Annotated in this window: 20 protein-coding genes; 5 read left to right on the top strand and 15 right to left on the bottom strand. The window is 53.3% G+C overall.

Annotated elements, in window-relative coordinates:
* Positions 1 to 2: 2 nt before the first annotated feature.
* Both KDC22_RS06225 and cobD read right to left on the bottom strand, forming a co-directional pair.
* Entirely contained in the window at positions 3 to 902 is a 900-nt protein-coding gene (locus KDC22_RS06225; protein ID WP_246553322.1) for an adenosylcobinamide amidohydrolase, read from the bottom strand.
* A 362-nt stretch (positions 903 to 1,264) separates the two neighbouring features.
* Positions 1,265 to 2,356 (bottom strand): threonine-phosphate decarboxylase CobD, encoded by a 1,092-nt coding sequence (cobD, locus tag KDC22_RS06220; RefSeq protein ID WP_211722417.1) that lies wholly within the window; start codon positions 2,354 to 2,356, stop codon positions 1,265 to 1,267.
* A 318-nt stretch (positions 2,357 to 2,674) separates the two neighbouring features.
* Here cobD and lplA point away from each other — a divergent pair, with 318 nt between their 5' ends.
* Positions 2,675 to 3,679, top strand: a complete 1,005-nt coding sequence (lplA, locus tag KDC22_RS06215; RefSeq protein ID WP_211722416.1) for a lipoate--protein ligase — start codon at positions 2,675 to 2,677, stop codon at positions 3,677 to 3,679.
* A 378-nt stretch (positions 3,680 to 4,057) separates the two neighbouring features.
* Here lplA and KDC22_RS06210 read toward each other — a convergent pair whose 3' ends face one another.
* Positions 4,058 to 4,780 (bottom strand): metal-dependent hydrolase, encoded by a 723-nt coding sequence (locus KDC22_RS06210; RefSeq protein ID WP_173139801.1) that lies wholly within the window; start codon positions 4,778 to 4,780, stop codon positions 4,058 to 4,060.
* 334 nt (positions 4,781 to 5,114) lie between these two features.
* Between KDC22_RS06210 and KDC22_RS06205 the strand changes: the two genes are divergently transcribed.
* The gene (locus KDC22_RS06205) at positions 5,115 to 5,927 is read left to right on the top strand and encodes a Cof-type HAD-IIB family hydrolase (protein WP_211722415.1); all 813 of its coding nucleotides are present in this window, start codon (positions 5,115 to 5,117) and stop codon (positions 5,925 to 5,927) included.
* Between the two features lie 132 nt (positions 5,928 to 6,059).
* Here KDC22_RS06205 and KDC22_RS06200 read toward each other — a convergent pair whose 3' ends face one another.
* From KDC22_RS06200 to cysT, 6 genes are all read right to left on the bottom strand, one after another.
* A complete protein-coding gene (locus tag KDC22_RS06200) occupies positions 6,060 to 7,889 on the bottom strand; it encodes an ABC transporter ATP-binding protein (protein WP_211722414.1) in 1,830 nt (609 codons plus the stop codon).
* A 210-nt stretch (positions 7,890 to 8,099) separates the two neighbouring features.
* Entirely contained in the window at positions 8,100 to 8,882 is a 783-nt protein-coding gene (locus KDC22_RS06195) for an MBL fold metallo-hydrolase (protein WP_173139808.1), read from the bottom strand.
* 326 nt (positions 8,883 to 9,208) lie between these two features.
* Positions 9,209 to 10,279: a sulfate ABC transporter substrate-binding protein gene (locus KDC22_RS06190; protein WP_173139810.1), complete on the bottom strand. Its 1,071-nt coding sequence runs from the start codon at positions 10,277 to 10,279 to the stop codon at positions 9,209 to 9,211.
* A 30-nt stretch (positions 10,280 to 10,309) separates the two neighbouring features.
* Positions 10,310 to 11,374, bottom strand: coding sequence for a sulfate/molybdate ABC transporter ATP-binding protein (locus KDC22_RS06185; protein ID WP_173139812.1), 1,065 nt, complete (start codon positions 11,372 to 11,374; stop codon positions 10,310 to 10,312).
* Positions 11,375 to 11,376: 2 nt separating this feature from the next.
* Complete coding sequence (locus tag KDC22_RS06180) at positions 11,377 to 12,174, bottom strand: sulfate ABC transporter permease (protein WP_173139814.1); 798 nt, start codon at positions 12,172 to 12,174, stop codon at positions 11,377 to 11,379.
* Positions 12,171 to 12,986 carry a sulfate ABC transporter permease subunit CysT gene (cysT, locus tag KDC22_RS06175; RefSeq protein WP_173139815.1) on the bottom strand — a complete coding sequence of 272 codons (816 nt, stop codon included), beginning with the start codon at positions 12,984 to 12,986 and terminating at the stop codon, positions 12,171 to 12,173. The genes KDC22_RS06180 and cysT overlap by 4 nt, the downstream gene beginning before the upstream one ends.
* A gap of 199 nt (positions 12,987 to 13,185) precedes the next feature.
* Here cysT and KDC22_RS06170 point away from each other — a divergent pair, with 199 nt between their 5' ends.
* Positions 13,186 to 13,587 carry a secondary thiamine-phosphate synthase enzyme YjbQ gene (locus KDC22_RS06170; RefSeq protein WP_173139816.1) on the top strand — a complete coding sequence of 134 codons (402 nt, stop codon included), beginning with the start codon at positions 13,186 to 13,188 and terminating at the stop codon, positions 13,585 to 13,587.
* Between the two features lie 154 nt (positions 13,588 to 13,741).
* Here KDC22_RS06170 and KDC22_RS06165 read toward each other — a convergent pair whose 3' ends face one another.
* The 3 genes from KDC22_RS06165 to KDC22_RS06155 all read right to left on the bottom strand — a co-directional run bounded on the left by KDC22_RS06165 (position 13,742) and on the right by KDC22_RS06155 (position 16,450).
* The gene (locus KDC22_RS06165; protein WP_173139817.1) at positions 13,742 to 14,323 is read right to left on the bottom strand and encodes a TetR/AcrR family transcriptional regulator; all 582 of its coding nucleotides are present in this window, start codon (positions 14,321 to 14,323) and stop codon (positions 13,742 to 13,744) included.
* Positions 14,324 to 14,326: 3 nt separating this feature from the next.
* A complete protein-coding gene (locus KDC22_RS06160; RefSeq protein ID WP_211722413.1) occupies positions 14,327 to 14,959 on the bottom strand; it encodes a YigZ family protein in 633 nt (210 codons plus the stop codon).
* Between the two features lie 135 nt (positions 14,960 to 15,094).
* Positions 15,095 to 16,450 (bottom strand): glucose-6-phosphate isomerase, encoded by a 1,356-nt coding sequence (locus KDC22_RS06155; RefSeq protein ID WP_036700477.1) that lies wholly within the window; start codon positions 16,448 to 16,450, stop codon positions 15,095 to 15,097.
* Between the two features lie 264 nt (positions 16,451 to 16,714).
* Between KDC22_RS06155 and KDC22_RS06150 the strand changes: the two genes are divergently transcribed.
* Positions 16,715 to 17,617 carry an NAD(P)-dependent oxidoreductase gene (locus KDC22_RS06150; protein WP_173139819.1) on the top strand — a complete coding sequence of 301 codons (903 nt, stop codon included), beginning with the start codon at positions 16,715 to 16,717 and terminating at the stop codon, positions 17,615 to 17,617.
* Positions 17,618 to 17,790: 173 nt separating this feature from the next.
* On the opposite strand, the gene ppnP is transcribed toward KDC22_RS06150, so the two are convergent.
* A complete protein-coding gene (ppnP, locus tag KDC22_RS06145; RefSeq protein WP_173139820.1) occupies positions 17,791 to 18,108 on the bottom strand; it encodes a pyrimidine/purine nucleoside phosphorylase in 318 nt (105 codons plus the stop codon).
* 35 nt (positions 18,109 to 18,143) lie between these two features.
* Complete coding sequence (tkt, locus tag KDC22_RS06140) at positions 18,144 to 20,192, bottom strand: transketolase (protein ID WP_211722412.1); 2,049 nt, start codon at positions 20,190 to 20,192, stop codon at positions 18,144 to 18,146.
* A gap of 269 nt (positions 20,193 to 20,461) precedes the next feature.
* Here tkt and KDC22_RS06135 point away from each other — a divergent pair, with 269 nt between their 5' ends.
* The gene (locus KDC22_RS06135; protein WP_211722411.1) at positions 20,462 to 21,106 is read left to right on the top strand and encodes a hypothetical protein; all 645 of its coding nucleotides are present in this window, start codon (positions 20,462 to 20,464) and stop codon (positions 21,104 to 21,106) included.
* Positions 21,107 to 21,182: 76 nt separating this feature from the next.
* On the opposite strand, the gene KDC22_RS06130 is transcribed toward KDC22_RS06135, so the two are convergent.
* Positions 21,183 to 24,338: a glycoside hydrolase family 78 protein gene (locus KDC22_RS06130; protein ID WP_211722410.1), complete on the bottom strand. Its 3,156-nt coding sequence runs from the start codon at positions 24,336 to 24,338 to the stop codon at positions 21,183 to 21,185.
* Positions 24,339 to 24,692 lie beyond the last annotated feature (354 nt).

Below are 24,692 nucleotides of genomic sequence, written 5' to 3'. Positions count from 1 at the left end.
TGTCATTCCCGGCCGCCATTCTGATGCTGCCCAGATAACTGTGCTTGCTCCCTCTGCACCGACCGTGGTGTTTGCACCGTATGCACCGTTGGCCTCATTTGTCCCGCCTGTTCCGCCACTACCGCTTGTGCAGCCTGCGGCGCCTCCTCTTGTTCCCTCCGCAGAATTTCCGCTGCCTTCACCGAACGCAGGCTCTCCGTCACCGCGCCATACACCAGTCTGCCGATAGCTCCGCCGAGGTCGGTAGCGGTTCCAGCATATACATGCTCCGCAGCATAGCGGCGGCTTCCGCTCACTGCAAGCACAATGGCATCCGTAGTGGTTCCGGTTGCGATCAGCCCATTCTCGGAATCCGCGATTCCGAGATCGGCCAGCGCCGCAGCCTTCGCTTCCGTAGCTGTCATCACGGCGTTGACCATGGCCGACGGCGACAGCCATCCGTCAATGCCGAGCATGATATTAATCGTACCCGGGCGGTACACCGCCAGTACACTGCGCTGCGACCCGGCCCGGGCGGCATTGCCGGCAGCGGCTGTCACGCAGCAGAATATCCCCGCTGATCCGGTATCCTCTTCAGCAACTGCGGCATGTTCCAGCGGAACGGCCGTCATCAGTCCAGCGCAGCCTTCTAGCGGATACCCCCACTCGCGCAGCTTATTTTCCATATCACGTACCGGATTGCTGCATTCATAGTCCCGGGTGACATATTGATTCACCGCCCGCTTCAGGCGTCCTGTGCCTCCGCCATACACCGCGCTCGATATACTCTCCGCCTCAGCCGGGAATTCCAGCAGCAGATGGCCTTCGCGCCAGTCCAGCGTTAGCCCGGGCCACACCTTGCTCCTGTATGCCGTCTCCCCGTCTTCAAGCTTAAAGGGCAAATTCACCTTGACTTCTTCCACTTTGCATCCACTCCTTCCACACAGTGATTCATATCCACTTTATGATTATATACTAACTTGTTTTTTGAATTTTTTAACAAAAAATTGTATTGGATACTGCTTAAAAGTCTGATTCCGTACATTAGTTCACACATTCGCCGGAATTGTGCATTTCTCATTAGCGAAGCTGGTGATTATCAAGTCGTAAGGTGGATCGGAAAATACACAAGTCCCAGATCGAAAAAGAATTCGCTCAAATTACGATACAAGATATTTCCGACAGGGCGGATGTCAGCCGAAGAACCCTCCATCTCTACCAGAGGGAATTTCATAGGATAGAGCAGCCGTTTCTGTTGGCGTCACATACAAAGGTGTTGTCCTCTTCACACTCCCGCCTGCAGCAACGCCCCCAGCTCCCGCAGCAGCCGGGCATTGTCCGCCCGGCCCTTCACCGCGACGCGGATATGCCCCGGCTCAAGGCCCGGGTACATGGCGCAGCTGCGGACGAGAATCCCGCCCGCGCCAAGGCGCTGCTGCATCTCCTGCGCGCTCCACGGAGCGGGCAGCCGCAGCAGCAGGAAGTTCGCTTCGCCCGGCGGCACTTCGCAGCCGAGCTCCAGCAGACCTTGGCGCAGCCGCTGCCGCTCTGCTGCGATCAGCGCGCGCGTCTCCTGCCCGTAGCCGTCGCCGCTCTGCAGGCAGGCTTCCCCGGCCAGCAGCGCCAGGCCGTTCACGCTCCAGGTCACCTGCTTGCCGGTCATCGCCGCGGCAAGCTCCGGGTGCGCGGCGGTGAAGCCCAGCCGCAGCCCCGGAATGGCAAAGAACTTCGTCATCGAGCGCACCAGCACCGTATGACGGTAAGCCCCCAGCTCCGGCAGCAGGGATTGCCGGTCCGTCTCCGGGATGAAGTCGATGAACGCTTCATCCACGGCAAGAATCGTCCCGCAGGCCTCTGCCTTGCGGGCCAGCAGCCGCAGCTCGTCCAGCGGATACTGGACGCCGTTCGGATTGTTCGGCTGGCCGAGGAACAGCAGATCGACCTGCTCCAGCAGGCCGGAGATCCGGTCGACGTCAGCCCGGTACTCCCTGCCGCTGGCCCCCTGAACGGACAGCACCTCCGCGCCGAACTGCTCCGCGAGCTGGCGGTACTCGGAGAAGCACGGCTCGACGATGCCTACCCGGCGCGGCGCAGCCGCCAGCAGGAGCAGAGCCATCGACTCGGCAGCTCCATTGGCAACGGTAATCCAGTCTGTGCCCACCCCCAGGCTCTCGGCCAGCAGCGCCTTGAGCCTCCGGTGACCCGGATCGGGATAAGCTGTAATCGCAGGTACAGCTTCCCGCAGCAGCGCCAGCACTCCCGGCGGCGGCCCCAGCGGGTTAATATTGGCGCTGAAATCCAGGAAGCCGCCGCCCTTCTCCCCGTATAGCTCAGCCGCTGTCAGCAGATCACCGCCATGGCCATATTTCTCAAGCATAGATACACTCCCTTTGGGCTTCATCCTTACTTCAGTAACCCTTCTCCCAATTATCAGCCCGCAGCGGGAAATACGTCAATGCGCTCACAGTAACGCATTAGTGCATCCGGCATGGTTCCGAGCACTCATCATCTCCCGGAGAACTAACAGGCGAAGCTGATTCTGCCGGACAGAAGTCCGCTGGCAGCCTCAGTGGAGGAGGGACTGGCGGCCTTGCACAGCTCCCCCGGGATAAGTTAAACTTTCGATTTTGTGGAAATCTCTCTTTTGGTTATAATAAGTACAGCAGTTTACTATGGTCAAGCGGAGGAATCACAAATGCTTTTTATTGATAATACCGGAATTACAGACGCATCCATCAATCTGGCCATTGAGGAGTTTGCCCTCAAAAACCTGCCGATGGACGAGAGCTACCTGCTCTTTTATATCAACAGCCCCTCGATCATTATCGGCAAACACCAGAATACCATCGAAGAGATCAACCAGGAGTATGTGAAGGAGCATAATATCCAGGTCGTACGGCGGTTGTCCGGCGGCGGCGCGGTGTATCATGATCTGGGCAATCTCAACTTCAGCTTCATTACCAAAGACGACGGACAGTCTTTCCATAACTTCCTCAAATTCACCCAGCCGGTGATCGACTACCTGCAATCCATGGGGGTGAATGCCGAGCTGAGCGGACGGAATGATCTTCAGGTCGGGGAGCAAAAAATCTCCGGCAACGCCCAGTTCTCCACGCGCGGACGCATGTTCAGCCACGGCACCTTAATGTTTGACCTTAACCTGGATGATGTCCAGGCTTCACTGAATGTGAATCCCGAGAAGTTCAAATCGAAGAGCACCAAGTCCGTACGCAGCCGTGTCGCCAATATCAAGGAGCTCCTGGGCAACCCGGATCTTACGATTGAACAGTTCCGCGAAGGCCTGCTGCGTTCCATCTTCGGGATGGAGGCCGCCGAGGTTCCGCAGTACAAGCTGACCACGGACGACTGGGTGCGGATCAACGAAATCTCCAAGGAGCATTACCAGAACTGGGACTGGAACTACGGCCTCTCGCCAAAAAGCAATGTGAAGCATACCCGCAAATTCCCGGCAGGGCTGGTCGATATCCGCATGGATATTGAGGATTCTGTCATTCGCGAGATCAAAATCTACGGAGACTTCTTCGGCGTGGGCGATGTAGCTGATGTGGAAGACGCGCTGCGCGGCAAACGTTATGAGGAAGCCGAGGTACGGCAGGCGCTCGCGGATCTCGATCTGAAGCATTACTTCGGCCGCATTGAGCCGGAGGACTTCATCGGTCTGGTATTTCTTGAGGAATAAACTTGAGGAATAAATAGAAGGCATTACAAGCCAAAGCCCTCCCGCGCGGATGATCTCCGCACCGGAGGGCTTTGCCGTACACGCTTGCCGGTATTGTATCAGGCTCTGTGTCGCTCCCCTTAACAAGCAAGTGGATAAACGTATCTTAAATCGCCCGTTTCTGAGGAATCCAGGGAAGCAAGTGGATAAACAGCATCTATAATTGCTCCTTTTTGCTACTTAGGGTGAATCGAGAGGTTGTAAGTGCTGTTTATCCACCTGCTGTTGCAGCAGGAAGCATTCATTCATCAGCAAGTGTACGAAATCCAACTGCTATCTCCGGTCCTCACCGCGTCCTGGCCTGACCCGTTCGTTACCTGACCCGTTCGTTATCAGACGTCATCCCAAAGATGGCGTAAGCACAAACACATAGACAACGAGCGCCAGCGTAAGCATCACGCATACCTTCTCCACTGCGTTGCCCTTCTTCGTACCGGTACTCATCAGCCTCAGCCGCAGCTTCAGCGGGATCGGTGGCAGCGGAGTGATCCCGCGCTGGGTCAGGGAATCGGCGAGCAAATGCAAGCCGTAGGACATACTCCCGGCAATCCAGAGGCTGCCGCCGTCATTCATGCCCGGTGAGACGAAGTAGAGCAGCGCCCCCCATCCGGCAACGGCATACAGCGTATGCGTGATCCCGCGGTGCGGAACTACCGATGCTACGACCAGCACACAGGCGGCGATATAGTTCCAGGGATCATAGGCATCGGCAAAAGCAAACAAGGCCAGCGCAATCAGCAGCATCACCAGATGCCGCAGCCTGCGGCTGGGCAGGAAGGATACACTGCCCACGAGCAGAGCCAGCGCTATGTTCCAAGGCGGCTCGGCAATCCCGGCAAAATAAAGATAGATGCCGGCGCCGATCAAAGCTACCTGCAGGATACGCAGCAGGAACTCGGGCACTGCCTTGCGTACCAGCAGGGAATTCGGCTCGTCGATGTCGGGCAGCAGGGAGCTGACCACGGCAACGGCGACGGCCGGGAGGGTGATTTCCAGTCCCAGCAGGCTCATGGCGGACAAGGTAACCCCGGTGCTGATAACTAAATGGGATTTGCCCATCATGGTGAATCCGCTCCTTCATATAAGAGTATAATGATTCTGAGATGCCTGAAATGAGAACGTGTGTGCGGTTATCGAAGTATACCAAGGCTTTCCTTTTTTGTCCAGACTATAATTGGTACCCGGGTCATTCCCGTCCGTCCATCCAAGCAGGCGGCGCAGTTTCGGCTTGTCCTGTCCCCTGATTTAGGATACAATTTGGACAACTCAACTGGCCCTGTAATGGATGACCTGTGCATCGCACACGAATCGCCGGTCTAAGTCTGCAACTGGCGGCGGTATGCGGGGAAATGCAGCGGATAGCCGGACTACAACATACTTTTAGGAGAGAACCCAAATGTACAAATTGATTGCCATCGACATCGACGATACCCTGATTAATGACGATAAGGAAGTGACCCCGGCCACACAAACCGCGCTGGAGCAGGCTGTAGCCGCAGGCGTTGTAGTAACACTCGCTACAGGACGTGCTTATGCTTCCGCCCAGGCGATTGCCCGCCAGACCGGACTCAACGTGCCGATTATCACCTATCAGGGCGCGCTGGTGAAGAACCTGCTCGATGAAGAAGTCCTCTATGAGCGTTATGTGCCGCAGGAGGCGGTACGCAAGCTGTTCCAGTATTGTGTGGAGCATGATCTTCACCTGCAGACTTACATCGACGACAAGCTGTATGCCCGGGAAGAGAACCAGAAGCTGATTGATTATTCCACCCTGAACGGTACGCAGTACTACATTGAACCGGACTGGGAAGAGAAGCTCGTCCCGCAAAAAACTCCAAAAATGCTGATCATCGACGATCCGGCCTTCCTGGATGAGCTGTCCCCGATCCTGCGCAGCCTCCTGGGCGATTCGGTTCATATCACGAAGTCCAAACCGCATTTCCTGGAGATCATGCACCACGAGGGCACCAAGGGTCTGGCGCTGGAATTCCTGGCCGCGCACTTTGGCTGTGACCTGTCCGAGACCATCGCTGTAGGCGATTCCTGGAACGATCATGAGATGCTGGAAGCTGCCGGACTCGGTGTAGCGATGGCGAATGCCATCCCTGCGCTCAAGGAGATCGCTGACTTCGTGACCCTCAGCAATAATGAAGACGGTGTGAAGTACGCGATTGATAAGTTCATTCTGGGGGCAGTTCAAGAGGCGTAAGCCAACCGGACCCCAACCTACAATCCCCGTATTTCCATAAAAAGGGTGGCGTGCCGCAGGTTCATTCATTGAACCCGGCGGCACGCCACCCTTTATTTTTTTCGTGCAACGCTGTGAATTACACCGCTCCGATTACACGGCTCCGGCTACCGAAGCCTTCTGATTGACAGACTCCGTTCCGTCGCTGCCGCGGCTCTCCGTACTACCGGAAGTCCCTTGCTCCTCCGCAGACTCCTGCTCCAATTGAGTATTATACAGCTCGGAGTACCGCCCTCTTGCAGCAAGCAGCTCCTCATGACTGCCCCGCTCCACAATCTCCCCGTTCTCCATCACCAGAATAATATCGGCATTCTGGATGGTTGAGAGGCGGTGGGCGATAACAAGCGTTGTTTTGTCCTTCATCAGTTTGCGGATGGCCTGCTGGACCATTTTCTCCGACTCGTTGTCGAGTGCAGCCGTAGCTTCATCCAGCAGCAGAATCGGCGCATTCTTAAGCATCGCTCTGGCAATGGACAGGCGCTGTCTCTGCCCTCCCGACAATCTCGAGCCATGCTCGCCAATATCCGTGTGTATACCCTCCGGCAGCTCCATAACGAATTCATAAGCGTTCGCCTGCCGCAGCGCCTCCATAATCTCTTCGTCGGCCGCACCGGGCTTACCGCTCTCGATATTGTCACGGATGCTCCCCGTATACAGGCCCGACTCCTGGGGGACATAGGCGAAATAACTTCTTAGCTGTTCCAGCCGCATTCCGGTAATCGGACTGCCATTAATGGAGACCTCACCAGCATCCGGTGTATAGAACCCGAGCAGCAGCTTGAACAACGTCGATTTACCGCCGCCGCTCGGGCCGACCACAGCCATTTGTTGTCCGCGCGTCAGCTCCAGACTAATCTGGTTAAGACTCCGCTTCTCACTATCCGGGTATCCAAAGGCCAGATTCGTGAGCTGAAGCACCCCGAACTCCGGCGGCACCGCCTGCACCTCAGGCAGCACCTCAACCTCTGCGGGAGCATCCATCACTTCAAAAATCCGTTCAGCCGCACCCAGCGACTGCTGCATGGAAGCCACCAGGCCCGGCAGCACCGAGAACGGCCCTACCAGATAATTCATCAATTGAATAAAGGCGATCATTGCCCCGACCTCAAGCCTTCCGTTAGCCACGAACCAGCCGGCAATGACCAGGGCCAGGAGGAAGGTGAGGTTACCAAGCAGAGAAGAAATGGCTCCCGTTGCACCCTCGATACCGGCCTTCTTCCTCTCCCCAGAGGCGATGCTCTCACTGTAATCTATGTATTGCTTCTGCAGCCTGCGCTCTATCGAGAAGGCTTTGAACACCATGCTGCTGCCCAGGATATCATTCAGAAAAGATGTCGTTCTGCTCATGCTCTCCTGCACCCGCACACTGTTGACACGCATCGCATTGCCGAAGACTTTGCCGGTCAGGAACAACAGCGGGCCTATAGACAGGCAGATCAGCGCAAGCACCCAGTTAATATAGAGCAGATAGGCGAAGGAGGCTACCGCCAGCAGCGGGTTGCGCATCAGATCCATCATCACCCGCCCGCAGGCTTCGCCGACCGACTGATTGTCATTCGTGAACCGGGACAGCAAATCCCCCGAATGATTACGGTCGAAGTAAGACTGCGGCAAGGCCAGCGTATGACTCATCATATCCTGACGCAGCTCATTTCTGATTTTGGCCGAGATATTGGTTTTGAGAAATTCATTAAGGAAGGTATTGAGGCCAGCGACAATCAGGAATAACACTCCAAACCAGGCAAGCCCCTTGAACGCCTCCACATCCAAGCGCACGGCCGCATCCGTAATCCGGGCCAGAAACCAGGCCATCGTAAGATCCAGCATAATACTTAATACGGTGACCAGCAGCAGTACAGCATAGATTAGCTTGTGTCTAAGCATGTATGTACCCAGTCTCGCAAAAGCACCTTTCTTCTTCACATCATCAGCTCCCATTGGAATTCAACATCCTGCATTGTATTTAATTACCTTCTAGCTCATGCATTCAGTTTACTATACCACAAAGCAAGGAACCCAGCGGCGGCAGATGGATTCCTTAATCGGTCTCGGGGCTGACTGGAGTGAATACGGGAGAATCCTGCTATCCTGTCAAAAATCCCTGGAGTAGAGCACTCCCTCTGATCCTGGGGTTCAGGACTCCTCCGGGTGCAGCGGAATCTTCATCCCCGTAACCGCAAGGGTCACCTTCTCCGGCAGAATATAATCCTTCTCCAGATTGATGTCATGCGACATATGCGTGTAGACCGCACGGCGCGGCTGAACGGTCTCCAGCAGATCGGCGGCTTCGGTCATATCATACACAGAGCGGGTGGACAATGCTGCGGCTTCGTAATAAAAGCTGGTTCCCAGCACCAGCAGATCCGCTCCGTGCATAGACTTCGTCTCCTCCGGGGTGAGGGAGATGGAGTCCGGGCAGTATATCCAGACATAGCCCTCCTTCTCCAGCCTGTAGGCGTAGGAATAACCATTCTTGCCATGGTTAACCCGCCACGTAGTAATCTGCCAGCCGTCCAGCGTAACGCCGTCATCGCAGGGAATCAGGTCGATATGCCCGCTGAGCCACGGGTATTGCCGTTCAATGACGGGAATGACCTCGGCCGGAGCGTACAGCTCTCCCCTGAAGCCCATCCAGCGGCAGCTGTCCGCCCATTCAGGCAGGCCGCCGATATGGTCGAAATGCGCATGCGTCACCAGCAGACGTTCCATGCGGCGGTGTCCCAGCAGCTCCATCTGACGCCGCCAGTCCGGTCCGCAGTCAATCGCCAGGAATCCGGCTCCGTTATCTATAAGCACAGAAGAACGCAGGCGGCTATTGCGCCCGGTTGTCCTTGCTTCCGTGCAGGTCTCACAATCGCAGTAGACCCGGGGTACCCCCATGGCATCCCCTGTTCCAAGGAACACTAATGTATCCATATGCCTGCCCTCCATCATCGTCTATTTTTCAGCGTGTATCCGTCAGTTCATTATAGAACAGCAGCCGGTCCTTTGCACCTTAGCCCGATACAAGTGGAAACGGCTTAGCCGTCCTTTAAAGGACGGTACCGTTTCAGCGAGAAATAGAAGGATAATTTATCATGTGAAACATATAAATTCTTATATTTCAAACAAAGAGCCGCCCCTCAGCCTGACCCGGCCGCAGAACAGCTCTCTTCTTCATGCACACCTCACACCCAACAGGTACCGTCCAATCGCAGTACGCTTCATCAACCCTCCGCCAGACCTACCTCGTTCTTACCCGCCTAGATTCCGGCCAGTACCTGGTACCATATGCCCCGCTTGGAGTATAACGTCGTACGGACCTCTTCCCAGCCGCCAAGGTAGCTGATGTCGAACAGCCCGGCAGGAACCGGATACTGGCTCTCATGCTCGGCATAGACCTGCTGGTTCACGGGACGGAAGCCGAATTTGGCGAAAATCTCCTGCGCCTCCGGCGTAGTCAGATAATCCACCAGCGCCTCTGCGGCCTTGCGGGTGCCGCGCTCATCCACATATTTATCCACCACCGCAGCGGGATTCTCGATCAGCATCGTATTCCGGGGGAGGATCACCTCATACTTGACCCCCTCGGCAATCCGCGCCAGCAGCTCATTCTCATAGGTCACGATCACATCGCCGACCCCGTACTCGAAGGCAGCCATGGAAGCCCGCCCGCTTTTATCCAGAGATTCGACGTTTCGGTGTATGCTCTCCAGGAAGGCCTTGGCAGCAGCAGGGTCCTTCGCCCCTTCCTGCTCCTCAGAACGCTTCAGACCCGCCCCGTAGATCGCGTTGATATCCCACTGGGCCCCCCCGGAGGTCTTAGGGTTAGGGTAGAGCACCTTCACACCCGGCTTCGCCAGATCCGCAAAATCATGAATGCCCTTCGGATTGCCTTCCCGCGTTCCCAAGGCCACTACTGACCGCGTCACCATACCCGCCTCGCCGTGATTCTTCCAGCTCTTCTCCACCAGTCCTGCCTTGACCAGCTTCTCCACATCGCCTTCCATCGCCAGCAGAGTGACATCCGCCTCGAAGCCGCCGGCAATCGCCCGCGCCTGGGTTCCAGAGGCCTCATAGGACTGCTGGAATACGATTTTTTGGCCGGTATCCGCCTGCCATTGCTTCGCGAACAAGGGGAGAATCTCGCCCATGGCATCCTTCACCACGCTATACGCACCCACCACAAGCGTCACATCTCCCTGCGGCGGCGTACCTGCTTCCCCGGAGGCCTGCTGTTCATTTGCGCAGCCGGCAGCGCTCAGGGTGAACACCGCCAGCATGAAGACTGTCAGCCATCCGTGCAGTAGTCTGCTCCTTCTGATAAGCCTCATCCCGGCGACACATCCTAGATCATTTATTTTTTAGATAAATACAGGCATCGGATCTTTCTTAAGGCCATTCTCCTGAATCCAGCTCCGCTCCTCATTGAACAGGTAAGCGCGGTGTACCAGCACGGATATCTCCTGGCCCGGAGTCAGCGTTTCTTTCTCCAGAGAGCGGTAGGTGACCAGCTTATGTCCCTTTACCTCAACCTCCACGAGCCATTCACTTCCGCGGAAATGCAGATGCTTGACCGTACCCTGCTCCGTGGCCGAAGCCATTTTGAATTCATGCAGATGGCCCACCTCAATATACTCGGGACGGATCAGCGCTTTGGTCGGCCTGCCGCCGCCTGCTCCCTGGAAGCCTTTCAGCTCAGAGGCACTTTCGATCAGCGTGGATTCCCCGATGAAGGTCGCCACGAACGGCGTCTTCGGCTCTTTATAGATATCCCAAGGCGTTCCCTTCTGCTCCAGCCGTCCCTGGTTAATGATCATAATCTCATCCGCCACTTCAATCGCTTCATCCTGGTCATGAGTGACGAAGATCGAGGTGATGCCAACACGTTCAATCAGCTCCCGCAGCCAGGAACGCAGCTCTTGGCGGATCTTCGCATCTATTGCCGCGAACGGCTCATCCAGCAGCAGCAGCTGCGGTTCAGGCGCCAGCGCCCGGGCAAAGGCCACCCGCTGGCGCTGCCCGCCGGACAGCTGATGCGGATACCGCTTCTCGAAGCCCTTCAGTCCGGTAAGCTCCACCAGCTCGGTGACACGGTCACGAATGGCCGATTTGCTGGCTTTCTTGACCTTCAGCCCGAAGGCGATATTCTCGAACACCGTCATGTGCTTGAACAGCGCATAATTCTGGAACACGAAGCCGATCTCACGCTCCTGCGGCGGAAGATGGTTCACGGTCTTGCCGTGGAATATAATCTCCCCGCTGTCCGGTGTCTCAAGGCCTGCCAGCATGCGCAGAATTGAGGTTTTGCCGCCGCCGCTTGGGCCGAGCAGCCCGATCAGGTGACCCTTGGTAATTCCGAAATGAACATCCTTCACGGCATGAAAATCTCCAAAATGCTTATCGAGTCCCCGGACCTCTACATGCATAACTAGTGCCCTCCCTTTCTTCTCTTGCTCCATTCCATCAACAGCAGCAGCCCCGCAGAGAATGCGGCCAGCACCAGCGCTACACCACCCGCAGCCGTAACATTGAAATTCTCGACATCCTGGTAGATCAGCGTGGTTGCCGTCTGCGTCCGGTTCATAATATTGCCGGACACGACGAGCACCGCCCCGAATTCACCAAGCGAGCGGGCCACGGTCAGAATCACTCCATAGATGACAGCCCAGCGGATCGAAGGCCAGGTCACCTTCCAGAAGGTGGTCCAGCCATAGGCGCCAAGTGTTGACGCAGCCTCTTCCTGCTGGGAGCCGATCTCTTGCAGCACCGGCATCACCTCACGCACCATCAGCGGAAACGTCACGAACAGCGTAGCAATGACCATTCCCGGAAAAGCATAAACAATCTTCACTCCGATTTGTTCAAATAATGCACCAAGCGCACTGTCCGGCCCGAGCAGCAGGACGATCATCAGGCCGCCGATAACCGGCGATACCGCATAAGGCAAATCCACAATGCTGTTCAAGAGGCTTTTCAGACGCCGTCCCAGCCAGTCTGCCCTTACCAGATACAAGGCCATCATAATGCCAAACAAAGTGTTCAGCAGTGTCACTACGGCCACCACGCCTCCGGTCATCAGCAGCGCATGCAGCGCCTCCGGCCGGGTCAGCGCATTCCAGAAGCCGCTCCAGCCTTCGCTGAAGGCGCCCATCGTCATTCTGCCAAGCGGGGCAGCGATCAGCACGAAGAATACGAGATAAGTAAGGCCAATCCACAGTCTTCTCATGATCTTCTCCCCCGCATCTGCAGCAGGTTAATCAGCCAGAGAATCAGAAAGGATAGGGTCAGCAGAATGATTGACACCGCTGCCGCCCCGGCCGGATTGTCACTTTCGACCTCCCCGAAGATAAAGACAGAAGACACCAGGGTACGCCCCGGGATATTGCCCGCTACGAGTACAACCGCACCGAATTCAGCAAGCGCCCGCGAGAAGGCCAGCATCCCGCCGCCGATCATGCCAGGTGCCATAGACGGAAGAATCACCTGGAGGAAGACCCGGCTGGGCCTCGCCCCCATCGTATACGCCGCCTCCTCTTCCGAAGCATCCAGCTCCTCCAGCAGCGGCTGTACCGCCCGGATTACGAAGGGGAACGTGACGAAGACCATAGCAATCACAATGGCCGGCTGGTGAAAAACCACCGTAAAGCCCAGAGATTCCGCCAGGCCGCCGATCAGGCTTCCGGGACCCAGCAGCAGCAGAATCATTAGTCCTCCAACTGCAGTAGGCAGGGCAAACGGGAGATCAACGAGACTGTTCAGCAGCGCTCTGCCCCGGAACTTATAACGGATAAGGACCCAGGCAATCATCGTGCCCAGAAGTACATTCGTAAGTGCAGCAATGACAGCCAGCTTAAGTGTTAATACAACCGACTTCCAAGCAATCGGGTCGGTCACACTCTCGGCGAAGCTTCCGAACCCTGACGAGAATGAATTGTAATAGACTCCAAGGATCGGCAACACGATCAGTATGACGAAATACAGTACGACTGTTGTTCTAAATCCCCAAGTCCAGCCCTTGTGCCTGATCAACGAATTCAATGCTCAACCTCCCACCTCCGGCGGATAACCGGTCGGTTTACTCGACTTTAAGGCTGTAATTATTCCTATTAATATACTTGGTTTAAAGTTATCCCTACTTTACCAAAGACTGCTTGCTGCCGTCAATTACTTTGTTAAGTTTTGGGTTAAAGTATAAGTATCATCATTGTTGTTCAAATCAGAGAGGGGCGTATTCATAATGCTGCATACTATGGAGATCACCACCAGCAAGCGGGATGAAATGCGGGACATTACCCGCGAGGTTCAATCTTATGTGAAAAAAAGCGGAGTGCTTAACGGGCTGGTCTTCGTCTATTGCCCGCACACCACTGCAGGGATTGCGATTAACGAGAACGCAGACCCTGATGTGAAGCGTGATGTGCTGATGCGCCTGGATGAGGTCTATCCCTGGGAGCATCCCAAATACCGCCACGCCGAGGGTAATACGGCCTCCCACCTGAAATCCATCACTGCCGGACCATCACAGACGCTCATTATTCATGAAGGGGCTGTGCTGCTGGGCCGCTGGCAGGGCATTTATTTCTGTGAGTTCGATGGTCCGAGGCAGCGCCAGTGCCACCTCAAAATCATCGAAGGTTAGTCTATTATTGCCTTGTAAAAACTTATAGAAGAGCAGCTTCGCCGGTTCCTGCGGAGCTGCTCTCTATACAATTGATAGCTTCTATAACACTTTCACCAATCAATGTTATACCAATGCAACGCTCTAAAGTGTGAGCTGTTAAAAAAAACAGCTTTTACAGACTGCGGCTTAATACTTTGACATGCGTAAGAGCAGCTTGCTTCACATCCTCGAACAACACTTTATCCTGGATATAATAAGAAATAAATCCGTGGGCAGACAGGAACAGAGTCAACGGCACATTCTGCCAGTCTTCTGACACATATCCCTCTTCCTTCATATGACGGCGGACAATACTTGCGAATAACTCGAAACATCGGCCCTGTTCTGCCCGGCAATAAGCCAGCAGTTCTTCGTCGCGGATCATGAACATGATCTCATACTGATACGGATGGTCCAGTCCGAAGCGGATGAACTCCATAACCAGCTGTTCCACTCGGGTCATTCCCTCTACAGGAGGAGTGCTCATTGCATCATTCAATAACGTGGCTACATGATTGAAATCCTCGACCACGATCGCGTAGAAAAGTTCAGCTTTTTCTTTGAAATGATAATATAGAGAGCCGTGGCTATACCCCAGGTGCTGACCAATGCTGCGCATCGAAATGGCACGGTACCCTTTGGTTATAAAAAGATGCCTCGCCGCCTCCAAGATTCTTTCTCTCGACAACTCCTGTTCCACTGCTCTTCTTGCCATAGTCTATTCCCCTTCGCTGTAGTAAAGCCGCCGCCCTTCTGTAACAAGGGATTGCCCCTCCGTAAGATCGATTATCCATGCGATAAATGCGTCACCTTCGTCATTGCGCGGAAGGCATAGCAGTGTAACTTTATCCGTAAATAAAGTCTCTCCGGTCTGGATGTTCCTGCCCCGCAGCGCGTTCTCCACCTTGCCCAGCCAAGTGTATTCGATCTCTACGAACACCTCCCGCCTCAGCACACGTGTGATTACCTCTCCGGCTTCCAGTGCAAGAACCGCACCGTCTGTATAAGCACGAATCAGCCCGCCTGCACCCAGCATAATACCTCCGAAATAACGGGTAACTACAATTGCTACATTTTTAACCTTTTGGCTGCGGATTACTTCCAAAATCGGTTTCCCGGCCGTTCCGCCCGGTTCCCCGTCGTCCGACTGTCTCTGGATCTCATCCCTCTCACCAATCATATAAGCAGAGCAGTTATGTGTAGCGTTCCAATGCTGCTTCTTGATATGATCGATAAATTGAACAGCTTCTTCTTCGTTCTCCACTGGCATTACATGTCCAATGAAGCGTGATTTACGGATTACGACTTCCCGTGAACCGGGAGTACGCACCGTCCGGTATTGTTCCAGCATTGTTGTCCATTCCTTAATCTACATATGATAACTTGATATATATTAGGAGCAGCCCCGGTAATGGTTACCTCTGGACTGCTCCCTGATGACTTATATGCGTATGAATAATCTGCGGTCCTGTGGTTATGTGTAGAACTATTCTGTAAGTCTGGCTTCCAGTTCTGCTTTTTCTTTCTCGTAGCCTGGTTTGCCCAGCAGTGCGAACATATTCTTCTTGTAGGCTTCAACACCCGGCTGGTCGAACGGATTCACACCCAGCAGGTATCCGCTGATGCCGCAGGCTTTCTCGAAGAAGTACACCAGATAACCGAAGGTATAAGGGGTCTGGTCAGGAATGGTAACGATCAGATTCGGCACTTGGCCGTCCGTGTGCGCCAGCATCGTTCCCTGGAAGGCCTTCTTGTTCACGAAGTCCATAGTCTGGCCAGTCAGGAAGTTCAATCCATCCAGATCATCCGGATCATTCTCAATCGTTACATGGTGCTGTACCTTCTCCACTTGAATAACCGTCTCAAAGATGTTGCGGTTACCCTCCTGAATGAACTGGCCCATGGAGTGCAGGTCTGTAGAGAAGTCCACCGAGGACGGATAGATTCCCTTGAAGTCCTTGCCTTCGCTTTCGCCGTACAGCTGTTTCCACCATTCGGAGACAAAGTGCAGGGACGGCTCGTAGTTCACGAGAATTTCTGTAGTTTTGCCTTTGCGGTAGAGTGCGTTACGTACTGCAGCATATTGATAGCTCTGGTTGGTAGCCACATCGGGATTGTTGAATTCATCGGCTGCGGCTGCGGCCCCTTGCATCATCTCTTCAATGTTAATACCGGCTACGGCAATCGGCAGAAGACCTACCGGGGTCAGTACGGAATAACGTCCGCCGACATCATCAGGGATAATGAACGACTCATAGCCTTCTTCATTAGCCAGCTTCTTGAGTGCGCCCTTCTCCTTGTCTGTAGTTGCGTAGATACGTTTGCGGGCTTCTTCCTTGCCGTATTTCTTCTCCAGTGCTGCGCGGAAAATGCGGAAAGCAATCGCCGGCTCAGTAGTCGTACCGGATTTGGAGATTACATTCACGGAGAAGTCCTTGCCTTCTACCAGATCAAGCAGATGCGTGATGTAGGTGGAGCTGATGTTGTTCCCGGCAAAATATACTTCCGGAGTCTTGCGCTTGTCCTTGGACAGGTTATTGTAGAAGGAATGTGATAGCGCCTCAATCGCTGCGCGGGCTCCCAGGTAAGATCCGCCGATACCGATTACGATCAGTACTTCGGAATCACTCTGAATCTTCTTGGCGGCCTGCTGAATGCGGGCGAACTCTTCCTTGTCATACGCTGTAGGGAGATCAATCCAGCCCAGGTAATCGGAGCCGGCTCCGCTCTTGTTGTGCAGTTGCTCGTGGGCCAGTTTCACCGGAGCGGCGAAATAGTCAATCTCGGTCTGGCTGAAGAAGGAAAGGGCCTTGGTGTAGTCAAAATTAATCTTCTTGGACATCGGTAATGGTAGCCTCCTGTTTATCTCTTTAGATTTGACACCGTTTGTTGCAACATTATAATCTAGGATACTTTAATTTGCCTTGACTGGCAAGGTCTTAAGGCATAACCCCGGCTTTGGAACCATGTTTTTGAAAGTTTCATGAAAGCGTTTGCCAGGCAGAACAGGTATTCTGTTCTGTGGAACCTGCTGGGTCCTTCTGATAGAATGTAGACAAACTTAATTTCTAGAATAGGATCTCACTTGAGCAAAGGTGGAAATCAAATGAAGCAAATCGGTTTTATTGGACTCGGAACGATGGGGGCGCCTATGGCGTCCAATCTGCTGCGCAGCGGCTTTGAGGTTACGGTCTACAACCGCACCGTTGAGAAATGCAGACCCCTGGAACAGGAAGGCGCGAAGACCGCCCCTACGCCGCAGGCCGCGGCTGCGGGCAAAGATGTTATTATTACCATGATCAGCAATGACGATTCGATCCGTGAAGTCTTCTACGGCGACAGCGGTATTCTGGCTGCCCTTCAGCCGGGAACAACCGTCATTGATTCCAGTACCATCTCCCCCGGTCTGGCCAAGGAGATTGCCTCTGCCGTAGAGGAGCGGGGCGGCAGCTTCCTTGATGCCCCTGTAACCGGCAGCAAGCCGGCAGCTATCGACGGCACTCTGGTCTTCATGGTCGGCGGACATGCCGAAGTGATTGAGAAGCACCGGGATCTCTTCGACTCCATGGGCCGTCTGCTGCTGCATATGGGCGCTAACGGCAGCGGAGCTGTAGCCAAGCTGGCCCACAATGCCATGGTCGGCATTCACAACGTGGCGCTTGCCGAGGGCTTCTCCATCGCCGTGAAGTCCGGCGTTCCCGCAGACAAGTTCCTGGAACTGGTGAAGAACGGGTCTGCCGGCAGCAAGCAGGCCGAACTCAAGGGACAGAAGATTATCGACAATGACTTCAGTAACCAGTTCTCCCTTGCCCTGATGCTGAAGGATCTCAAGCTGGCGTCCTCGCTCAGCGATTCCACCGGCGTTCCTTCCCCTATGCTTGGCGTAGCCAAAAGCATGTTCCAGGCGGGCTTCAATCACGGCTACGGCGACGAGGACCTGTCCGCCGTGGTCAAATCCTACGAAGACTGGATCGGACGGAAGATCGGCGGTACAGGGGAGCAGGAATAAGAGACTTCCAGTAATACTTCAGACGCAGCCGGATCACAGGCTGCGTCTATTCATTGCAGTATGAGCGGATTACCGGCCCGCTATTGGCGGATTCAGAAGGAGCCTGATTATCACCTAAAAAAAAGCACCCCGGGACATAATCTCCCAGGGTGCTTTTTTGCTACTGCTTCATACTACACAATCGGGTAAGAACAGCAATAATCAGTTAATGCGAATACTTCCAGCGCAAATTTGGAGTTACCGGGAACATGGAACGTTTCCGCTCCGTTAATGTCCTTCCACACCTCAGTGCCGGGAAGCAGCACTTTCAGATTACCGGAGAGGATCTCCATGGTCTCCGGGCCATCTGTGCTGAATTCGTATACTCCAGGCAGCATAATGCCGAGTGTCACCTTAGTACCGTTCTCCAGAGTAACTGTACGGCTGGTAACTTTACCGTCGTAATAGATATTAGCTGCTTTTTGAATTGTCGCGCCCGTAAACTGACTCATATGCTTATTCTCCCCTTTGTCCTTAGATCCGTCTATTATAGCAGTGCTTTTACGCGGCTGACTACATTTTCTACGGTGAAGCCATACTCTCTGATTACTGTATCGCCAGGGGCAGAAGCGCCGAAGGTGGTGATACCCAGAATGTCGCCCTGATCACCTGTATAACGTTCCCAGCCGAAGGTCTGCGCCATTTCAATCGCCAGACGGGCTTTCACTTCAGGCAGGATGACGGAATCACGGTATACCTTATCCTGTTTCTCGAACAGATCCCAGCTTGGCAAGCTGATTACACGAACATCAATGCCTTCTTCGGCAAGAGCAGCCTGCGCCTTAACCGCCAGCTGTACTTCAGAGCCTGTAGCGATGATCTGCGCCTGCGGAGTACCGTTCTTGGAGTCAGAGACAACATAACCGCCGCGTTTGATGTTATCGCGCACACCGTCTACAGTACCTGGCAGAATCGGCAGGTTCTGACGGGTCAGTACCAAGGCTACCGGATTCGAGGTGTTCTCCATAGCATAAGCCCAGGCAGCCGAGGTTTCGTTGCCGTCCGCCGGACGAATTACCGTAAGGCCTGGAATGATACGCAGGGACGCCAGCTGTTCAATCGGCTCATGGGTAGGACCATCTTCACCCACTGCGATACTGTCATGGGTAAGCACGTAAGTAACCGGAAGCTTCATGATGGAAGCCAGACGGACTGCCGGACGCAGATAATCCGTAAATACGAAGAACGTACCGCCGAATACTTTCAGACCGCTGTGCAGTGCAATCCCGTTCATGGCTGCAGCCATACCGAATTCACGTACGCCGAAATAAATATTGCGGCCGTCATAGGATTCGGAAGTGAACTGCGACAGACCGTTCAGATGCGTCATAGTCGAGCTCTCCAGGTCAGCAGAACCTCCTACCAGCTGCGGGATACCGGCAGTCAAGCCGTTCAGCGCATTACCGGACGCCACACGGGTGGATACCGCTTTGTCTGCTGCTTGGTAGAATGGCAGATTCGCATCCCAGCCTGCAGGAAGCTCACCGTTCAGTGCTGTTTCGAGCTGTGCAGCAAGCTCAGGGTAGGCTTTTTTGTAGGCTGCAAATTTCTCATCCCATGCCTGGTTAGCTGCAATGCCTTTAGCTTTCACTTCAGCGAAGCTGGCGCGGACCTCATCCGGTACATAGAAATCTTCTTCATAGACCCATTTGTAGAATTCCTTCGTAAGCTTCGCTTCATCAGCCCCCAGCGGGGAGCCGTGAGTACCGCCATGGCCGCCTTTACCTTGTTTGTTCGGGCTGCCGTAGCCGATTACTGTCTTCACTTCGATCAATGTCGGTTTGCTGCTGTCTGCTTGAGCTTCGGCAAGAGCCTTACCCAGTGCAGGAAGATCATTGCCGTCTTCTACACGCAGAACCTGCCAGCCGTAAGCTTCGAAACGCTTGGCAACATTCTCGGAGAACGCAAGGTTCAGCTTGCCGTCGAGGGAGATATCATTGGAATCGTACATTACAATCAGTTTGCCCAGCTTCAAGTGGCCGGCAAGCGATGCAGATTCGGAGGAGATTCCTTCCATCAAGTCGCCGTCGCCGCAAATGGCGTACGTATAATGGTCAATCACGTTATGTTCATCTTTATTGTAAGTGGCACCCAGCTGCGCTTCAGCCATTGCCATACCTACAGCCATACCGATACCTTGTCCAAGCGGACCGGTTGTTGCATCTACACCGGCAGTGTGGCCGAATTCCGGATGTCCCGGTGTCAAGCTGCCCCATTGGCGGAACTGCTTCAATTCTTCCATTGGCAGATCATAGCCGCTGAGGTGCAGCAAGCTGTACAGGAGCATGGAGCCATGTCCGGCGGACAATACGAAACGGTCACGGTTAATCCAAGTCGGATGGTCCGGGTTATGATTCATCGTCTTAGCGAACAATTGGTATCCCATCGGTGCCGAACCCATCGGCATACCCGGATGTCCTGAATTTGCTTTTTCAATGGCATCAATGGCGAGTGTACGGATCGTTGTGATGGCCAGGTTGTCCACCGTTGAGTTTTCTGCTTTATGAATGGCTTGATCTTTTGCTTGTTCAGTCATTAAAATAATCCTCCTCAAATCAAGAATGTCATTTTGACTATTATTGTATCACGTAAGTGGAAGCATTTCCAATTGTTTTTGCTGCAGCTTATAATTTGCGGCTTCGGCCGGGTCTATGCACTCCTATGCCCGGGACTTAGCCTTAAGTCTAGTTTCTATCTAAGACTAAAGTTTGTTTTACAAAGCGGATTTATACAGTAAGATGGAAGTACCTCAGCAAGATTTTTAACCGGATTATCCATAATTTCCAGCAGAAAGGAATACTGAAGATGACTGCAAACAGAGATATTTATATTGTGCTGACCGGAACAGGCACAGCCTTCAGCGGACTTATAAAATGGTTCACCAAAGCAGAGCTGAATCATGCTTCGATTGCCTTTGACAGTGAACTGCGCGAGGTCTACAGCTTCGGCAGAAAAAAGGTATACAATCCGTTTATCGCCGGCCTTATCCATGAGGATTTCGTTCATCCGTTCTACAGCAGCGCAGACTGTGCCATCTATCAGCTCAGAGTCACTACGGAAGAGTATGACACCATGTACAACCATGTGCAGGGGATGATGCAGAATCAGGAACGTTATAAGTATCACCTGCTTGGCCTGGTCGGCGTGCTGCTGAACATCCGGATTGACCGGGAGAATGCTTTTTTCTGCTCCCAGTTCGTAGCCTCTGTATTTGAAGAAACAGCCGTTCATCCGGTAGCCAAGCCCTCCTGCTTCGTCACTCCGGAGGATTTCGCGTCATCCCTGTGCGCCCACAAGATATTCAGCGGCAAACTCTCCTATTATATGCACCGTACCAATCGTATGGCCCACCTTAATTCCAGTCTACATAATACCCCGTCCTCTGTTCCGGCAGAATATGCTGCAAGAAGAATGCGGCTTAATGAAGAACGGGCCGAGGGGATCGTCTGAACGATCACCCTCCGCCCGCTTGCGTGTGATGAGAATTATAGATTAAGCCACTGGCTCACAGAGGTGGAGTACTCCGTTATTTTACACGGTGGCTCTGATAATATTCGGTCCAATCTCCGAGTATCGTTACCGTAACCCGATCCACCTTGGTGTGGTATTCATTGGTAGCCGTAAAAGTGAACGTAACTAGGCCATCCGGCAGCTGTTCAAAAGACGGGTCTGCCAGTTCACCTGTCCACAGGGTCTTGTCACTCCCGGTTGGACTCAGTTCTGCTGTGTACCCGCCAGTCATCGTAACCTGCACCGTATCCGGCAATCCGGTTGCCTTTCCCTGGAGCACAAACTTCTCGCCCGCCCAATACACGCTATATCCCCGCGGACTTTCAGGTGAACCGCTTTGCTTCAGATTGTACGCCTGACGGTTGTTATTCCACTCCTCTGTATGCTGGACAGCCCCCTTAATGCTAAGCAGGTTAACCATCATAAATTTCTTCGGAGATACCTTACTCCATTCAAAGCCGTCATAGGCTTCTACTTCCACTCCATATCTCACATTCTCTACAAGTGCGCCGGCTGGCACCTGCCACTGATGTGCTTCCGATAGTTGTTCACCGGATTGGACCTGTATGCGCCCATTGGACAAGTCGATGACCCGTACCTTAAAACGCTGCTGCACATCCCCGTCGTCATCCTGATAATCCCACTTCAATATTGGAGTTAACGTACTTACAATGGTAGGATTCGTGGATACTGTACTCGTCGGGTAGGTGACGTTGACTACAGGGAGCCGGTTCACCACTGTAATATTTTGAATCCGTTCCCGGTATAGGCCCAAAGAATCTGTAACCACTTGCCGTAACGCAAAGGTCCCGTTGGTAGTAAACTGCTTGGTGAAATCACTTTGCGTGTTCGACAGCCCCTCTACTCCGCTTGCCGGCTTCAGGAAATATTGATACCGTATGCTGTCGCCTTTCGGGATATCCTCATCCGTGGCCGTGCTTTTGATGGTAAGGAGATCCGTCCGGTAAATCGGCTGCTTGGCCGCATCTTGTCCTGTATCCGTCATTAAGGTGAATCCTGGCTTCGGCGGGTTGTCGATGATAAAGGCTTTTTCGTTGGAGATTTCAGACCAGGAACCCTTGGAATAGGCCCGGGCGTATAAGCTGAACAGAGCGAACCGTTCAAAGGTGGGATTCGCCACCTGATGCTGCCGCACCCCGCCCGAAGGGTCTGAATCCTCAATCGTGTTGACCAGCAAACCGTCTTTGGCGAAGAACTCCAACCGGTATTTCTCTTGCGGGTCATTCTCAGGGTCAGAGTATAGCCATTCAATCAGCGGATCTCCTTGAAGCTCTGCGTCAATAATTGAAGGATTAGACAGGGTTCCCGCAGGAGTGCTGAGTATAATGGACGGCGGCAGGTTTGGATTCACATTGACTTTTAACGCAGCGATATTCGATTTGCCCCCAACTTGATCTACTACCCAGTGCTCCAGTGTGTATATCCCTTTGTCCTGGAACACTACATTGATATTGCGGGTATTGTACATCCGGGTAGCCCCGTCGCTGTAAGTCACCTTCCAGTAGTATTGCAGGCTGCCAGCATCAGAGTAATCCTCATCCGCATCAATCCCGTAATAAGTCTTACTGTCATACTGGTATACCACCGAAGGTCCGTTAATCTCTGCGGTTGGAATATGATTCTTGACAGTGAACAGTCGCGTAGCATTCGAGCTCAGCGACCCGTCCGATGCCGTAAGCCTCATCTCCCAGCCCTCTGAAATGGCCTGCTGTTGTGAAATCCCATTTCTTGCAATCAAATCACGGATCGTCATAGATGGATATCGGTTACCACTGGCATAATAATACCCGCTGTTATTGATCCGTGCGTTCCAGCCATAGATTAGGTTATCTCCGTCCTCATCCGGATCGGGAGTCAGGTTCTCCAGTGAGATCAATGTATCCCGATACACCTCAGCGGGCATATTGAACGCGGCTGCCGGAGGATGATTTATGACCTGTACTGTTTGGCTGTAAGGCTGTGACCAAAGCCCCCGGTTATCATGGACCTGAAGGGTCAATTGATACGTCCCCACACCGAAGGCAGCGATATTCGGCGGCACCGCCGCACCGCCCCAATGACTCCATACCTGCTGCCACCCGTCCTTGATCACAGTCCAGTTGTATACATCAAGCGGATCATTATCCGGGTCAAATGACTTGTCAGTGATCGCCATGGCCTTACGATAGGACACAATACTGGGCTCGACAGTAAACAGCGCCACCGGCGGCAAGTTGCCTGCTGCACCTACTGTTTGCTGCGACCAGTCGCTCCAGACACCAACCCCACTCTCGCCATCTACGTCCCTCACTCTTAGACGGATATCATACTGGTCATTGGTCGGCAGTTGGGCTGGAGGATACCCGTCCGTCCAGACTTGCCCCTCTGTCTTCTTATATTGCCATTGCCAGTCCATCAGCCCCTTGTTAGAGGCAGTGATATGATCTGAATCATATGAACTGTCAGTGATCTGCAACCATCCGCCCGTCAGCCTGGCACTGAACAAGGCAATCGGCTTGCGGTGAACATGGAAGGTCATGGAGGACAAGTTATTCCGGCTCCATTTGCGGTAGACATCGAACCGGTCATCACCCTTGGGATTGTCTCTTCCCTGGAAGTTAGCCACGTACACCCCGCTATACGGGAAGGACGCATATGGTGAACTTCGCCATAATCCGGAATCACCAATGATCCCCATTGAATTGTCAAAGAAATACGGATCATGGTCAAATCTGTATCTTTCTTCCCGCTTCGGGTCACCTTCAGAGTCAGAGTATTTGGTTCTAACCTCCACGGGAGTATTAATCAAGACAAACGATTTATTTCTCATTTGTTGTCTGACGTTAATCGTAAGCGTCCCCCGGGCTGTCATTCCTGATGGGTCCGATGCTGTGATGTTCATGGTGTAGGTTCCTGGTGGTATCGTGTCTTGAAGAACATCCAGTGGAATATTAAATATTTTTGACATCTTGGTTTGAGGTACCACGGTCTTTTTGTAAAAAACATCCGGAATCTCGGCTGTTACGGTGAGATCCTCGTTATCGGGATCACTAACATACCCCTCAATATTAATCCCGCTTAAGTTGGGGGCATTGACTAAAGTAATACCATTGGCTGTCCCGATAGAAAGACTTGGTGCATAATTGGGTATTAATTCTGCAACTCTGGTCATGTATGGCGACCACCAATAGGTGTTTGTCCTAGCCAGCACTCTAAACCGGAACAATTCTGGATCATCCGCTAGACCTGGAGTGTATTCATTTGGCTGATAATAGTTATATCCTTGTGCATATTCATTCGGATATGTGTTCGCCATTAAACCCCGTATTTTGGACATATCTACATCAAGAACAGCAGGCATATAATATCCTTGTGATGCTACTGCATTGATGTGTAAATTTCCCCAATCTGCTGACCAGTTGTAATACTGACCATAATAATCAGGTGTTCTAGGATCGTTACAGCTCCATAATTCGTCACGGCCATAATCTTGTCTGTTTATTTCATATTGATATGCTTTTTTGGT

This window comes from Paenibacillus tritici, assembly GCF_018207515.1.
Lineage (GTDB): Bacteria > Bacillota > Bacilli > Paenibacillales > Paenibacillaceae > Paenibacillus_AQ > Paenibacillus_AQ tritici.
This window is presented reverse-complemented; position numbering and strand designations above follow the sequence as displayed.